Below are 15160 nucleotides of genomic sequence, written 5' to 3' on the forward strand. Positions count from 1 at the left end.
AGCGTCACGTTACGCGCCGGTAAGGTTACGGAGGAGTAATGGCTTTCACCGGACTCGCGGGGAGGCCGCATCGAGTGCCGCGAGGACGCGACCTCGTGGCACTCTCGTCGCCGCCGGTGAGTGACTAGACTGCGGGCACCATGAACGGGACCGCCAGCGACGAGATCGGGGCAGCGGTCCGTACCTACCTCGACCATCTCTCGGTGGAGCGCGGGCTGGCCAGCAACACCCTGGCCTCCTACCGCCGGGATCTGCGCCGCTACCGGGAGTTCCTCGCCCGCCGGGGCCTCACCGGCCTGGCGGAGATCGGCGAGCAGACGGTGGCGGACTTCCTGGTCCAGCTTCGCGAGGGAGAGCCGGACGGCGCACATCCGCCGTTGAGCGCCACCTCGGCGGCGCGCACGCTGGCCGCGGTGCGTGGATTCCACAAGTTCGCCGTCGCGGACGGGCTCACTCCGCTCGACCCGGCCGGTGGGGTCAAGCCCCCACGTCCAGCGAAGCGGCTGCCCAAGGCGCTGTCGCTCGGGGACGTGGAGGCGATCCTGAACGCGGCGGGAGCCGCCGGGACCGTGCTCGCGATGCGGGACCGGGCCCTGCTGGAGGTGCTCTACGGCACCGGGGCGCGGATCTCGGAGGCGGTCGGCTTGGACCTGGACGACCTCGACCCGGTGGAGGGCACCGTGCTGTTGCGCGGCAAGGGCGGCAAGCAGCGACTGGTGCCGTTCGGCTCCTATGCCCGGGCCGCCGTGGAGAGCTATCTGACCCGGGCTCGTCCCGGCCTGGTCGCCGCCGGCACCGGCGTACCGGCGCTCTTCCTCAACGCCCGCGGCGGGCGGCTGTCGCGGCAGTCGGCGTGGACGGTGCTGGTGCGGGCCACCGAGCGTGCGGGCGTGCAGCGTGACGTCTCGCCGCACACGCTGCGGCACTCGTTCGCCACCCATCTGCTCGACGGGGGTGCCGATGTCCGGGTGGTGCAGGAGCTGCTCGGGCACGCCTCGGTCACCACCACCCAGATCTATACCCTGGTCACGGTCGACAATCTGCGCGAGGTCTTCGCCACCGCGCACCCGAGGGCACGATGACCGCGGGCGTCACCGCCTCAGCGGCCGGTGAGGTGGCGTGGGTGCCCCCGGTCGGGGCCAGCGCGGACGAGGTCTATCAGGCGATCATCGACTGGGCCGCTGGGCGCGGGCTGGAGCTCTATCCGCATCAGGACGAGTCGCTGATCGCCCTGCTGGAGGACGCCAACGTCATCCTGGCGACTCCGACCGGATCCGGGAAGTCGCTGGTCGCCACCGGCGCGCACGCCCTCGCCCTGGCCGGCGACCGGGTCAGCTTCTACACCGCGCCGATCAAGGCGCTGGTCAGCGAGAAGTTCTTCGACCTGTGTCAGACGTTCGGCGCCGACAACGTCGGCATGCTCACCGGTGACGCCTCGGTCAATCCCGAGGCGCCGATCATCTGCTGCACCGCGGAGGTGCTCGCCAACATCGCGCTGCGGGAGGGCTCCGCCGCCGACGTCGGCCTGGTGATCATGGACGAGTTCCACTACTACGGCGAGCCGGAACGTGGCTGGGCCTGGCAGGTGCCGTTGCTGGCGTTGCCGCAGGCGCAGTTCCTCTTGATGTCGGCCACCCTGGGTGACACCGAGGCGATCGCGAAGGACCTGACGCGCCGCAACGGTCGCGAGACCGTCCTGGTCGATCAGGCCGAGCGACCGGTGCCGCTCTCGTTCAGCTGGGCGATGACGCCGCTCGCCGAGACGCTCGAGGAGCTGCTCACGACCGGCCAGGCACCGGTCTACGTGGTGCACTTCACCCAGAAGGAGGCCGTCGAGCACGCCACCGCGCTCGGCAGGATCGCGCGCGGACCGGCAGGCGGCCAGACGGCCGAGACGAAGGCGAGGATCGCCGAGCGGCTGGTCCACGTGCGGTTCGCCGCCGGCTTCGGCAAGACGCTCTCGGGTCTCCTGCGCAAGGGGATCGGCGTCCATCACGCCGGCATGCTGCCGCGCTACCGGCGCCTGGTGGAGCAGCTGGCGCAGGCCGGCCTGCTGACGGTGATCTGCGGCACCGACACCCTGGGTGTGGGCATTAACGTGCCGATCCGCACCGTGCTGTTCACCGGGCTGGCCAAGTTCGACGGCCGCAAGCAGCGGGTGCTGCGCAGCCGGGAGTTCCTGCAGATCGCCGGCCGTGCCGGCCGGGCCGGCTTCGACACGGCCGGGTACGTCGTCGTCCAGGCGCCGGAGCACGTGATCGAGAACGAACGCGCCAAGCAGAAGGCGGCCCAGCGGGTCGCGGCGGGCAAGAAGCGGTCCAAGGCACAGCTGCGCAAGCCGCCGGAGGGCACCGTGGTGTGGACCGAGGCCACCTTCGCCAAGCTGGTCGAGGGGCGCCCCGAGCCGCTGGTCTCGCGGATGAAGGTCGACGACGCGATGATCCTCAACGTCGTCGCCCGGGCGGAGGACGCCTTCACCGTGCTGCGGTCCCTGCTGCTCGACAACCACGAGGAGCCGCGGCAGCGGCTCCGGCTCGCCCGGCGGGCGCTCCGACTCTCGCGCTCGCTGGTCGCCTCCGGCGTACTGGTGCGGTTGGCGGAGCCGGACCAGTACGGTCGCCGCTACGTCTTGACCGAGGAACTGCCTCCCGACTTCGCGCTCAACCAGCCGTTGGCCCGCTTCGCACTGGCCGCTCTCGACACCCTCGACCCCGACTCGCCGGAGCACACGGTGGAGACGATCTCCACCGTCGAGTCGGTGCTCGAGGCGCCGCGACAGATCCTCTTCGCCCAACAGCACGAGGCCCGCGGGCGCGCCATCGAGGAGCTCAAGGCCGAGGGCGTGGAGTACGACGAGCGAATGGCGCTGATCGAGGACGTCACCTGGCCGCGGCCGCTCGCCGACCGGCTCGAGGCGCTCTACGACGTCTACCGCCGCTCCCACCCGTGGCTGCCCTCGGTCGAGTCCGGGGCCGGCCTGGACCCCAAGTCGATCGTGCGAGAGATGTTCGAGCAGTCGCTGACCTTCACCGACCTGGTGCGCCGCTACCAGCTCGCCCGCTCGGAGGGTCTGGTGCTGCGCTACCTCACCGACGCCTACCGCACCTTCGTGCACACCGTGCCGGAGCGGTTCCGCACCCCCGAGCTCGACGACGTCGTCGCCTGGCTCGGCGAGACGGTGCGACAGACCGACTCGTCCCTGATCGACGAGTGGGAGGCGTTGGTCGACCCCGAACACGTGCGTGCCGCGCTGGCGGAGGGTGTCGGCCACGAGCCGCCGCCGCTGCCGCGACCCCTCTCCCAGCAGCACGCCTTCGAGGTGATGGTGCGCAACGCGATGTGGGCCCGGGTGGAAGCGGTCGCGCGCGACGACCTCGACGCCCTGATGGCGCTGGAGCGGGCCGCGGCCGACCGGACCGAGTCGGCACGAGCGGTCGTGCTGACGCGGTCGGGATGGGACGACGCGATCGAGGAGTACTACGCCGAGCACGACTCGGTCGGGACCGCCGCCGACGCCCGCTCGCCGAAGCTGGTCACCTGGACGGCCACCACCGGCGTCCCGGCCGGGGTGGGACTCGACGATGCGGCCGCCGAGTCCCCCCTCGCTCGGCTGTGGGAGATCACCCAGACGATCGACGACCCGGCCGGCGACCACGACTGGGTCATCGAGGCGATCGCGGATCTGGACGCCTCCGACGCGGCCGGCGAGCTGGTGCTGGCCACCGTCGCCATGCGCCGTCTCTGAGCCGGTGCGCCGAGAGGCTCCGCCGAGCTCGATTCGCGTCGACCGGAGAGTCCACAGAACAGTCCACAGCGGTGGTCTCGGCTGTGCACTGGGCGGGGGCGGCGTACACAGCGTGTCAACAGATTCGAGGCCGGGGTGGGGGATAACCGATCCCGGGTTGTGAGCGTGAACGAGGCCGACCTAGAGTCGCACGGAACCGGCCCACATGTCGCCGAGTCGACATATCCCCGGCGATCCGTCCCGGCGATCCAGCATCCGGAAAGCGAGCCATCTGTGACCCTGTCCTTCGAGCCGCCACGTCGCCATCAGGTCACCGAGTCGGAGGTGGGGCCGACCGGTCGGCCGATGCCGGTGATCGACGACCCGGCGCCGCTCAGCACCCATGGTCCGGCACGGGTGGTGGCGATGTGCAACCAGAAGGGTGGCGTCGGCAAGACCACGACCACCATCAATCTGGGCGCGGCGCTCGCGGAGTACGGCCGCAAGGTGCTGCTCGTCGACTTCGACCCGCAGGGCTCGCTCTCGGTCGGCCTGGGGCTCAACCCGCACGAGATGGATCTGACGATCTACAACCTGTTGATGGAGCGCGACGTGAGCCTCGCCGAGGCGGTGGTCGCCTCCGGCATCGACAACGTGGACCTGCTCCCGGCCAACATCGATCTCTCCGCCGCCGAGGTCCAGCTCGTGCACGAGGTCGCCCGCGAACAGACCCTGCAGCGCGTGCTCGCGCCGGCCGTGGCCGACTACGACGTCATCCTCATCGACTGCCAGCCGTCGCTCGGCCTGCTCACCGTCAACGCCCTGACCGCGGCCAACGGGGTCATCATCCCGCTGGAGTGCGAGTACTTCGCACTGCGCGGGGTGGCGTTGCTCAAGACCACCATCGACAAGGTCACCGAGCGACTCAACCCGAACCTGACGGTGGACGGCGTGCTGGGCACGATGTACGACGGCCGGACGCTGCACAGCCGCGAGGTGATGGAGCGGCTGGTGCAGGCCTGGGGCGACACCGTCTTCCACACCGTCATCCGCCGGACGGTCAAGTTCTCCGACTCCACCGTGGCCGGCGAGCCGATCACCAGCTACGCCGGCACCAGCGCCGGCGCGGAGGCCTACCGTCAGCTGGCCCGGGAGGTGATCGCCCGATGGCGGCGCGACGGGTGAGGTTGCCCGAGGCCGACGATCTCTTCCGTCTCACCGCACCCGCCACGCCCGCGGCGCCGGCCGCGGACCGGGAGGCGACCACCGGCTCGAGCGGGACATCGGGGAAGCGGACCGGGCGGCGTCCCAGCGGCCGGGTACGGCACGACGAGAAGATGACCGTCTACATCACCTCCGACGAGCTGCTCGACCTCGAGCACGCCCGGCTCGCGCTGCGCCGCAACCACGGGGTGGCGGTCGACCGCGGTCGGCTGGTGCGCGAGGCGGTGGCGATCGTGCTGGCCGACCTGGAGGCGAACGGCGAGCAGAGTGCGATCATCCGGCGACTCGCCGCCGAGTGAGCGCGGAGTGAGAACGTGAGCCGGCCAGCCGGCCAGCAGGCGCCGGCGGGCGTCGGGCGGACGACCAGCGAGTCGGCGGTCGCGTCGGACGACCGTCCCTCGGAGGGCGGATTCGAGGTCCGGCTGGACAACTTCGAGGGCCCTTTCGACCTGCTGCTCAGCCTCATCGCCAAGCACAAGCTGGACATCACCGAGATCTCGCTCGCCACCGTCACCGACGAGTTCATCGCCCACGTCAAGGCGGCGGGCGAGGTCTGGGACCTGGAGCAGACCTCGTCGTTCCTGCTGGTGGCGGCCACCCTGCTCGACCTCAAGGCCGCCCGGCTGCTGCCGCAGGGCGACGTCGAGGACGAGGAGGACCTGGCGCTGCTGGAGGCACGCGACCTGCTCTTCGCGCGACTGCTCCAGTACAAGGCGTTCAAGCAGGTGGCCGGCGTGCTGGCGGACCGGCTGGCCGCGGAGTCCCTGCGGCACCCCCGGGTGGTCGGCCTGGAGCCGCGGTTCGCCACCCTGTTGCCGGAGGTGCTGATCGGGATCGGGCTGGATCAGTTCGCCGCGCTGGCGGCCAAGGCCCTCGCCCCGAAGCCGGGGCCGCCGGAGCTCTCCTTGCAGCACATCCACGCACCGTCGGTCAGCGTGCGGGAGCAGGCCGCCCTGGTGGTCGACCGGCTGCGCCGGCACGGCACCAGCACCTTCCGGGCCCTGTGCGGCGACTCACCGGACACGTTGACCACGGTGGCGCGCTTCCTGTCGCTGCTGGAGCTCTTCCGCGAGGGGGTGGTCGCCTTCGACCAGGTCAGCGCGTTGGGCGAGCTGACCATCCGGTGGACCGGGGCCGACGACACCGACGTCGACGAGCTGATCCAGGACGAGTTCGAGGGGCAGGCGGAGGAGAGCGATGAGCGAGCAGCAGACTGATCCGGGGCCCGTGACACCGGCGAGACCGGCACCGGCGGGAGACGAGACGCTCGGCGTACCGCTGACTCCGTCGACCGAGCTGCGGCCGGCGCTGGAGGCGGTGCTGATGGTCGCCGACGAGCCGCTGGACCCGGGCACCCTCGCGGCCGCGGTCGGCCACCCGCGCGACGAGGTGGAGGGTGCGCTGGCCGGGCTCGCGGCCGAGTACGCCGAACAGCGGCGCGGCTTCGACCTGCGCAACGTCGCGGGCGGCTGGCGTTACTACACCCGGGAGGACTTCGCCCCGGTGGTGGAGGCGTTCGTGCTCGACGGTCAGCGCGCGCGGTTGACCCAGGCCGCGCTGGAGACGCTCGCCGTGGTCGCCTACAAGCAGCCCATCTCGCGGGCTCGGGTGAGCGCGATCCGCGGGGTCAACGTGGACGGCGTGATGCGGACCCTGCTCACCCGCGGGCTGGTCGAGGAGGCCGGTCAGGACGGCGAGACCGGGGCCAACCTGTACCGCACCACCGGCTACTTCCTGGAGCGCATCGGCATCACCGGCCTCGACGACCTGCCGGAGCTGGCGCCCTACCTGCCGGAGATGGACGAGCTCGGGGACGAGCTGGCCGAGTTGGCGGCCGACGGGTCGGCGAGTTCCGAGGACCGGACCGGCGCCGAGCACACCGGTGACCGAGCGGAGACCGACGGTGAGTGAGTCGGACCACGCGGACGTCGGACCGGAGGGTGGGCCGACGGGTGGAGCGGGTGGAGCGGCCGCGCGCCCCGACCTGCCGGTGGACGACGAGGGCCGGATCAGGCTGCAGAAGCTGCTGGCGCTGGCCGGCGTGGCCTCCCGTCGGCACAGCGAGGAGCTCATGCTGGCCGGCCTGGTCGAGGTCAACGGCGAGGTGGTCACCCGGCTCGGCACCAAGGTCGACCCGGTCGTCGACGTCATCCGGGTCGAGGGTCGGCGGCTGCCACCGGTCTCCGGGAAGGTCTACCTGGCGCTGCACAAGCCCCGCGGAGTGGTCTCCACGATGAGCGACCCGGAGGGCCGGCGTACGCTCGCCGATCTCGTCGCCGACCGGCCCGAGCGCCTCTTCCACATCGGTCGACTCGACACCGACACCTCCGGTCTGTTGTTGCTGACCAACGACGGCGACTTCGCGCACCGGCTCGCCCATCCCTCCTACGAGGTGGACAAGACCTACGTCGCGGAGGTCACCGGCCAGCTCTATCCCCGCATCCTCAAGCGGCTGCTGGCCGGTGTGCGGCTGGAGGACGGGCCGGTGACCGTGACCAGGGCCCGGATCATCCAGGCGAGTCCGGAGAAGTCGATCCTCGAGCTGGTGATCCACGAGGGCCGCAACCGGATCGTCCGGCGGCTCCTGGACGAGGTCGGTCACCCGGTACGCCGGCTGAGCCGGACCCAGCTCGGGCCGGTGCGGCTCGGCAACCTCGGTCCCGGCCGGCTGCGCGAGCTCAGCGACGAGGAGCTCGGCACGCTGTTGGACCAGGTCGGTCTGTGAACCACGCCAGACGTTAGCCTTGCCCGCATGCCCGACCCGTCCGACGCCGCGCCACTGACCGGACCGGTCGAGGTGATCGGTGCCGGCCTGCTCGGCACCTCGGTGGCGCTGGCGTGCCGGCGCGCCGGTCTCGAGGTGCTGCTCTCCGACACCGCCCCCGACCACGTGCGCACCGCCCGCGCCCTGGGGGCCGGCCGAGCGCGCACCGCCGCCGACCAGCCACGGCTGGTGGTGGTCGCGGTGCCGCCGGCCCAGCTCGGCACCGTGATCGCCGAGGCGCTCGTCGCCACCGCGCCGTACGGTGCCGTCGTCACCGACGTGGGCAGCGTCAAGTCGAGCCCACTGGCCGAGGTCGCTGCGCTGGCCCCGGCCGAGATCGAGCGCTATGTCGGATCCCATCCGATGGCCGGCAGCGAGCGCTCCGGTCCGCTCGCGGCCAGCGCCGCCCTCTTCGACGGTCGTCCCTGGGCGGTGACCGCCCATCCGAGCGCGCGGGCCGACGCGGTGGCGGCGGTGACGGCGCTGGCCGAGCTGTGCGGCGGGGTCCCGGTCGAGCTGGACCCGGCCGCACACGATCGCGCGGTGGCCCGGACCTCGCACGTGCCGCACCTGATGTCCGCGCTGGTCGCCGCTCGGCTGGCGGATGCCCCGGCGGCAGATCTGGCGTTGAGCGGACAGGGGGTGCGCGACGTGACCCGGGTGGCGGCCGGCGATCCGCGGCTCTACGGCCAGATCGTGGCGGGCAACGCCGACGCGGTGGTCGAGCTGCTGGGCGAGGTCCGTGCCCAGCTCGAGGTGCTCATCCGAGCGATCGGCGGCGGTGACCGTACGGCGCTGCAGGGGGTGCTCGCCGAGGCCGTCGCCGGGACCCGGGCGATCCCGGGCAAGCACGGCGCCCCGGACGCGCCGAGCTCGACGGTGTACGTCGCGGTTCCCGATCACCCCGGCGAGCTCGCCCGGCTGTTCGCCGACGTCGGCGAGATCGGCGTCAACATCGAGGACGTCCGGATGGATCACGACCCCGGTCGTCAGGTCGGTCTGGCCGAGCTGGTGGTGACCCAGGACGCCGCGGATCGATTGGAGACCTCGCTGGAGTCACGCGGCTGGGTGACACACAGGTAGGCTGCCACCCTGTGAACCTCGCCGACTCCGCCGACTCCCGGGCCGAACCGATCGCCGCCGACGCCGCGGTGCCGCGCGTGGTGGTGGCCATCGACGGGACGTCCGGTTCCGGCAAGTCGAGTACGGCGCGCGGCGTCGCCGCCCGGCTGGGCATGCGCTACCTGGACACCGGGGCGATGTACCGCGCGATGACCTGGTGGATGCTGCAGCACGGCATCGACACGACCGACCCGGAGGCGGTGGCGGCACACGCGCCGGAGCCGGTGATCGAGGCCGGCACCGATCCGCTCGCACCCACCATCACCCTCGACGGCGTCGAGGTGTCCACCGAGATCCGCAGCGCGCGGGTCAACGCGCACGTCTCGCCGGTGGCGACGGTGCCCGCGGTGCGCGCCAGGCTGGTCGCCGACCAGCAGGAGATCATCCGGCGGACGCTGGGAGACGCCGGGATCGTGGTGGAGGGCCGCGACATCGCCTCGGTCGTCTGGCCCGACGCCGAGGTACGACTCTTCCTCAGCGCCGACCCGGCGGCCCGGGCACGACGGCGGGCCGCCGAGGAGGGCGGCACCGACGAGCTCGGCGTGCGGCGGTCGCTGGAGCATCGGGACCGGATCGACTCCACCCGGGGCGGCCTGGAGCTGGTGGACGGGGCGACCACGATCGACACCACCGATGACACCCTGGAGCAGGTGATCGACCGGGTGACCGCGCTGGTGCGCAGCGTGGGGGCGACCGCGTGAGCTCGTCCCTCTCCGCTGCCGCCCGGGCGGCGCTGCCCCGCACCGACGACGTCCGGCATCCCACGGCGTGGCCGCTGTACCGGCTCGCGCCCGGAGCCCGCTGGGTGATCCGGCGCTGGTACGACGTCCGGCTGCATGCCACCGAGAACATCCCCACCACCGGCCCGGTCATCATGGCCTCCAACCACGTCGGCATCGCCGACGGCCCACTGCTGGCGATCTTCTCCCCGCGCGGGGTCCATGCGCTGACCAAGTCGGAGATGTTCGAGCAGCCCTTCCTGCGTCGGTTCCTGAACTTCGCCGGGCAGATCCCACTGCATCGCTCCTTCACCGACCCGGGCGCGGTCAGGATCGCGTTGCGGGTGCTCCGCGCCGGACACGTGATGGCCATCTATCCCGAAGGGGCGCGGGGGAGTGGCGAGCTGGAGCGCTTCCACCTCGGCGCGGCCTACTTCGGTCTGGTCTCGGGGGCGCCGATCGTGCCGGCGTACATGTTCGGGACGCGGCTGCCCGGCGGGACCGCGTCCTCGCTGCCACCGCGACGGAGCCGGATCGACATCGTCTACGGCGCGCCGTTCCACCTGGACCCGGCCCCCTGGCCGCGCCGACGGGAACAACTGACGGCGGCCTCGAAGTTGCTTCAGGAGCACATGCTGGTCCAGCTGGACCGCGCCAAGGCGTTGACCGGACGCTCACTGCCCGGTCCGCTACCGAGCCTCGAGGAGAACGATGACTGACGACGACGCTTCCGCGCCGGGTGCCGCAGAGGTGCCCAGCGGCGGGGAGGCCATCGGCCCGCTGCCGGTGCTGGCGGTGGTCGGCCGGCCCAACGTCGGCAAGTCGACGCTGGTCAACCGGATCCTGGGCCGGCGCGAGGCGGTGGTCCAAGACGTCCCGGGCGTCACCCGGGACCGGGTCTCCTACGACGCCGAGTGGAGCGGCCGGGCCTTCACCCTGGTCGACACCGGGGGCTGGGATCCCGACGCACGCGGGCTGGCGGAGCGGATCGCCGCTCAGGCGGAGATCGCCGTCTCGCTGGCGGACGCGGTGATGTTCGTGGTCGACGCCAAGGTCGGCATCACCGACGCCGACGAGGCCGTGGTCCGGATCCTGCGCCGGGCCGGCAAGCCGGTCGTGTTGGCCGCCAACAAGGTGGACGACGCGCGCGCCGAAGCCGAGGCCTACGGCCTGTGGAACCTCGGTCTGGGGGAGCCGCATGTGGTCTCGGCGCTGCACGGTCGCGGCTCCGGCGATCTGCTGGACGCCGTACTGGCCGCGTTGCCGGAGCAGGCGCCCGCACCCGAGGAGGCCGAGGTCGGCGGGCCGCGGCGGGTGGCCCTGGTCGGCAAGCCGAACGTCGGCAAGTCCTCGCTGCTCAACAAGCTCGCCCGCGAGGACCGGGTGGTGGTCGACAACGTGGCCGGCACCACCGTCGACCCGGTCGACGAGCTGATCGAGCTCGGCGGGCGCACCTGGCGCTTCATCGACACCGCCGGCATCCGCAAGCGGGTCAAGGAGGCCTCCGGGCACGAGTACTACGCCTCGCTGCGCACCTCGACCGCCATCGACCGCGCCGAGGTCGTGGTGCTGGTCGTCGACGCCGGGGAGAAGCTCTCCGAACAGGACATCCGGATCCTGCAGTCGGTCCGCGAGGCGGGTCGCGCGCTGGTGATCGCGTTCAACAAGTGGGACCTGGTCGACGAGGACCGTCGCTGGCAGCTCGACCGGGAGATCGAGCGCGAACTGGTACAGGTGCAGTGGGCGCCACGGATCAACGTCACCGCCCGCACCGGGTGGCACATCGACCGGCTCGTGCCGGCGCTGGACAAGGCGCTGGCCGGCTGGGAGACCCGCGTCGGCACCGGGGCGCTGAACAGCTTCCTCGGTCGATTGGTGGCCGAGCACCCGCACCCCGTCCGTGGTGGCAAGCAGCCGAAGATCCTGTTCGGCACCCAGCCGTCGACGGCACCGCCGACGTTCATCCTGTTCACCTCCGGTCGTCTCGACGCCGCCTATGAGCGTTTCATCGAGCGCCGGCTGCGCGAGGAGTTCGGGTTCGTCGGCACGCCGATCGTGCTCCAGCAGCGCGTCCGCGAGAGGCGGCGGCGCTGAGCGTCGAGCCGCAGGTTCGCGATCGCGGCCAGCACGACGAACGCCGCAGCCGCCGGTGGCAGCCACATCGCGGCGCCGGTGCCGACTCGGTCGGCGAGGATGCCGGTGAGCGCCGAGGCCAGCGACTGGCCGACGATGATGGCGGAGCCGAGCATCGTCATCACGGTCGCCGAGCGGCCGCGTGGACTGCGGTCCGCAGCCAGGCTGTACTGGGTGACCAGCGTCGGTCCGATGCCGACCCCGGCGAGCACCAGTGCCGGCACCAGCGTCCACAGGTCGGGCGCGGCGGCGTACCCGAGCCCGCCGAGGAGGATCACCGCCGCGAACGTCGCCCATCGCGCGCGCATGCTGAACCGGACCGGGAAGAGTGCCACCGAGAGCGCCAGCACCGTGGACCCGACGCCCATCGCGCCGTACACGAGCCCGGCGCTGCTCTCGTGACCGAGATCGGTGACGAAGGCGGTCAGCGAGGTCAGGGTGGCGCCGAAGAACATCCCGACGCCGAGCGCACCCAGCACCGGGACGAGCACCCGGGCACGGAGCAGCTCGTGGGCGGGCGCCTGGACCACCCGCCCGCCGTACGTCTCGTGGCGCGTCCTGGCGGTGGGGTGCAGCGCGAACGAGGTGACGAAGAGCAGCGTCAGCACCGCCGCGCCGATGACGGGTGCCACCGGGCTGGCGGTGGTGGCGAGCAGGCCCACCACGACCGGCCCGACGATGAAGATGGTCTCGTCGGCCGCCGACTCGTAGGCCATGGTGCCGTTCAACACGCGAGCCTGGCGCTGCTCGGGCAGCCGGGTGGTGATCAGTCCGACCAGGCGGCTGCGTGACATCGGGGAGACCTGCGGCGCGGTGGCGCCGACCAGGAAGGCGACCGTGAGCAGCACGACGTCCGGCAGCGAGCTGAACGCCACCGCCGACATGGCGAGCAGGGCGAGGCTGTTGCCGATGCCGCCGACCAGCAGGGCACGGCGTTGGCCGAACCGGTCGGCCGCCGCGCCCACCAGCGGACCGAAGACCGCAGCGCCCAGGCCCACGGCGGCCGAGTTGACGCCGCCCAGCGCGATCGAGTCGCGGGCGGCGACCACGAGGGTGAGTACGCCGACGACCATCATCGCGTAGGGCAGCCGTGCGACCAGCGCGATCGGGAAGTACGACCGGCCGGCGGCCTCGATCAGGCTCGGGGTGGGGTCACCGACCACCGCCGTGCTCGTAGGTGTGCTCATCGGGGGCCTCCGCCGGTCTCAGGTGCCGCCTTGGACCGCCTGAGCACAGGCGCGAGGTGATGCACGCGTGTCATTGGGTGCGCCGGGCGCGCCCACACATGTTTCCAGCATGTTAACCGGCGGGGTTGTTCCCCGTCGATCCGTGAGCCGGATCAGCCGACTTCGGCGTGGTGCAGGTCGGAGGGAAGCGGGCAGTCGAGGACGTCGACCGCGTCCTGCAGCGCTTCGGTGACCTCGATCGCCGGCGACACGTAGAGGTGCGGATAGTCGCGTTCGCCCTTGCTCTCGTCGGTGAGGTAGGCGACGCGTTCGGTGCCCAATGAGAACTGGGCGTCGACGCCGGGCTTGTTGCCGCGCGGGTCTTGACGATGCCAGGCGCCGTCGAGGTAGACGGAGACGAGGCCATGGACGATGTGACCTTCCCGAGGATCTCCGAGGCGCTGATAACACAGCCCCGCAGGTATGCCCTGGCTGCGCAGCACGGCAGCGAGGAGGTTCGACTTGGCATAGCAGAGCCCGACGCGCGCGCTGAGCACCTCGGAGGCAGTCAGCGTGACTCGGTGATCCTGGGCGTCGTAGGCGTGGGCGACGTGGTCGCGCACCCATTCGAAGGCGGCGCGGGCGAAGCGGATGTCGTCGGGATGGTCGTGGCGCAGCTGCTGACCGAGGGCGATCACCGCGGGGTGGTCGGTCTCGACGACGGCGTCCGTGCCCAGATAGTGGCTCGGCGGTCCAGCCTGAAGCCGAACCGCCGGCCGGCCGAGTACGACGCGGTGACCGGTTCCGAGCGTCGTACGCCGATCGGCCCACCCGCGCTGAGAATCGCGGGCCCGGCGTACCGCGGCAGGATCGATGTCGGCGATCGCGAGCCCCGCCTGGCCTCCGAGACGCGAGAGGGGCTGCCCCATCGGGTCATAGATCGCCGAGCCGCCGACGAACTCGCCGGCCAGACCGCTGAATACGACGTACATGCCGTTGTCCAGGGCACGGGCAGCAAGACGTAGGTCGCGCCGCTGCTCACTGCCGGGGAAGTACGCACCCGAGTTGACGTAGATGGTCGCTCCGTCCGCCGCCGCGGCCGCGGCGTGTTCGGGGAAGTCGGCGTCGTAGCAGACCGACAGGCCGATCTCGTGGCCACCGAGGACGATGCTCGCCCCGGCATCGCCCGCGGTGAAGGTCCCGACCTCCAGCGGATAGAGGCGCTGCTTGTCGTAGACCGGCTGCGGAGCAACCCCGGGGACGACGAGGATCGTCGTCAGGGACTTGCGACCGCCCGAGGCGCTGACCGTGGAGTTGAGGAGGACCACCATCGCCGTGCGATCGACGGCTTCCTGGAGTGGAGCGAGCCAGCTCGGGTCGTCGACCCTCGGAAGCTCGGACTCGAACACCGTGGTGTCGTAGCCGGTCGCCCAAGCCTCGGGGAAGACCAACAGCTCAGCCCGAGCCGAGGCAGCCTCCTCACACCACCGGGCAGCGGCGCGGAGATTGGTGGTCACATCGCCGGTGACCGGTGCGGCGTTGAGGGCGGCAACTCGAAGCGGTCGGATCTCCACAGCCGCAGCCTATGGCGCCCCGGTCTGTCTTCTGGGCTCGATCACCTCATGTGCCTTCGATCCGGATGCCCGTTCGTTGCGGGTGGGTCATTGGCGTGCGGAGAAGCCGCCGTCAGCCGTTGAGGAGCTGACCTGAGATCCAGCGTCCTTCCCGGGAAACGAGGAGGGAGATGACTGCAGCAACGTCTGTTGGAGTCCCCAGTCTTCCCCGAGGTGGGCCGGTCAGCGCCGCGCGAGTCCCGTCGTCCATCCAGTAGGTATCGATGGGGCCGGGATTGAGCACGTTCGCAGAATTCCCTGCGGCCCGAGCTCGCGCGCCGCAGAGATCACGATTCGATCGAGTGCGCCCTCTGACGCGCCGTACGGCACGTTCCCGGTGGGGTGGTTGCTGTGGTGTGGTTGCTGGTGAGTGCGACGATCACGCCGCCCTTAGGCGGCACCTGTCTCGCGAACGCGGCGATGCCATCGGCGCGCGCAGCGCCGGTGATCAGGGTGACAGGCACAGCTCCGCCATATTCCGAGACGCCGACATGGACGACAGCTGAACTGTTCCGGCACCGGATGAGAGCCTGCTCCGACACGCTCATCCTGCCCTCCAGGCCGGGAAACCGTCGGCATGGGGCCATCGGACCGACTTGGGCTGAGTTGGACTCGGATCTCTTCGGCGGGCTCCGCGAGCAATTCGAGTGTCGGTCGACGCCCGCGAGAGGCTTCCTGCCAGTCGTCGCGCATCT

Annotated in this window: 14 protein-coding genes; 11 read left to right on the forward strand and 3 right to left on the reverse strand. The window is 71.4% G+C overall.

Translation table 11 applies throughout. The features are described from left to right. The first annotated feature begins 140 nt into the window (after window positions 1-140). The 11 genes from xerD (at window position 141) to der (ending at window position 11647) form a co-directional block, all read left to right on the forward strand. On the forward strand, window positions 141-1082 hold the full coding sequence (gene xerD / locus QM638_RS16795; RefSeq protein WP_415143712.1) for a site-specific tyrosine recombinase XerD: 942 nt from the start codon (window positions 141-143) through the stop codon (window positions 1080-1082). Next, window positions 1079-3745, forward strand: coding sequence for a DEAD/DEAH box helicase (locus QM638_RS16800; protein ID WP_415143714.1), 2667 nt, complete (start codon window positions 1079-1081; stop codon window positions 3743-3745). The genes xerD and QM638_RS16800 overlap by 4 nt, the downstream gene beginning before the upstream one ends. 345 nt (window positions 3746-4090) lie before the next feature. Beyond that, window positions 4091-4909, forward strand: a complete 819-nt coding sequence (locus QM638_RS16805; protein WP_415143765.1) for a ParA family protein — start codon at window positions 4091-4093, stop codon at window positions 4907-4909. After that, the gene (locus tag QM638_RS16810; protein ID WP_415143716.1) at window positions 4891-5247 is read left to right on the forward strand and encodes a hypothetical protein; all 357 of its coding nucleotides are present in this window, start codon (window positions 4891-4893) and stop codon (window positions 5245-5247) included. Before QM638_RS16805 ends, QM638_RS16810 begins: the two co-directional genes overlap by 19 nt. 15 nt (window positions 5248-5262) lie before the next feature. Continuing rightward, on the forward strand, window positions 5263-6165 hold the full coding sequence (locus QM638_RS16815; protein ID WP_415143717.1) for a segregation and condensation protein A: 903 nt from the start codon (window positions 5263-5265) through the stop codon (window positions 6163-6165). After that, window positions 6146-6859, forward strand: a complete 714-nt coding sequence (gene scpB / locus QM638_RS16820) for an SMC-Scp complex subunit ScpB (RefSeq protein ID WP_415143719.1) — start codon at window positions 6146-6148, stop codon at window positions 6857-6859. Before QM638_RS16815 ends, scpB begins: the two co-directional genes overlap by 20 nt. Before the next feature lie 79 nt (window positions 6860-6938). Continuing rightward, window positions 6939-7673 carry a pseudouridine synthase gene (locus QM638_RS16825; RefSeq protein ID WP_415143767.1) on the forward strand — a complete coding sequence of 245 codons (735 nt, stop codon included), beginning with the start codon at window positions 6939-6941 and terminating at the stop codon, window positions 7671-7673. A gap of 27 nt (window positions 7674-7700) precedes the next feature. Beyond that, entirely contained in the window at window positions 7701-8795 is a 1095-nt protein-coding gene (locus QM638_RS16830; protein ID WP_415143721.1) for a prephenate dehydrogenase, read from the forward strand. Window positions 8796-8806: 11 nt separating this feature from the next. Then, entirely contained in the window at window positions 8807-9535 is a 729-nt protein-coding gene (gene cmk / locus QM638_RS16835; RefSeq protein ID WP_415143723.1) for a (d)CMP kinase, read from the forward strand. Next, the gene (locus tag QM638_RS16840) at window positions 9532-10272 is read left to right on the forward strand and encodes a lysophospholipid acyltransferase family protein (RefSeq protein WP_415143725.1); all 741 of its coding nucleotides are present in this window, start codon (window positions 9532-9534) and stop codon (window positions 10270-10272) included. Before cmk ends, QM638_RS16840 begins: the two co-directional genes overlap by 4 nt. After that, window positions 10265-11647 (forward strand): ribosome biogenesis GTPase Der, encoded by a 1383-nt coding sequence (gene der / locus QM638_RS16845; RefSeq protein WP_415143727.1) that lies wholly within the window; start codon window positions 10265-10267, stop codon window positions 11645-11647. Before QM638_RS16840 ends, der begins: the two co-directional genes overlap by 8 nt. Here the strand turns inward: der and QM638_RS16850 are convergent. The 3 genes from QM638_RS16850 to QM638_RS16860 form a co-directional block, all read right to left on the reverse strand. Continuing rightward, a complete protein-coding gene (locus tag QM638_RS16850; RefSeq protein ID WP_415143728.1) occupies window positions 11548-12873 on the reverse strand; it encodes an MFS transporter in 1326 nt (441 codons plus the stop codon). The genes der and QM638_RS16850 overlap by 100 nt on opposite strands. 152 nt (window positions 12874-13025) lie before the next feature. Beyond that, the gene (locus tag QM638_RS16855) at window positions 13026-14426 is read right to left on the reverse strand and encodes a nitrilase-related carbon-nitrogen hydrolase (protein WP_415143730.1); all 1401 of its coding nucleotides are present in this window, start codon (window positions 14424-14426) and stop codon (window positions 13026-13028) included. Window positions 14427-14752: 326 nt separating this feature from the next. Further along, window positions 14753-15013 (reverse strand): hypothetical protein, encoded by a 261-nt coding sequence (locus QM638_RS16860; protein WP_415143732.1) that lies wholly within the window; start codon window positions 15011-15013, stop codon window positions 14753-14755. Between the last annotated feature and the right edge of the window lie 147 nt (window positions 15014-15160).

The organism is Nocardioides sp. (genome assembly GCF_047606145.1).
Taxonomy (GTDB): domain Bacteria; phylum Actinomycetota; class Actinomycetes; order Propionibacteriales; family Nocardioidaceae; genus Nocardioides.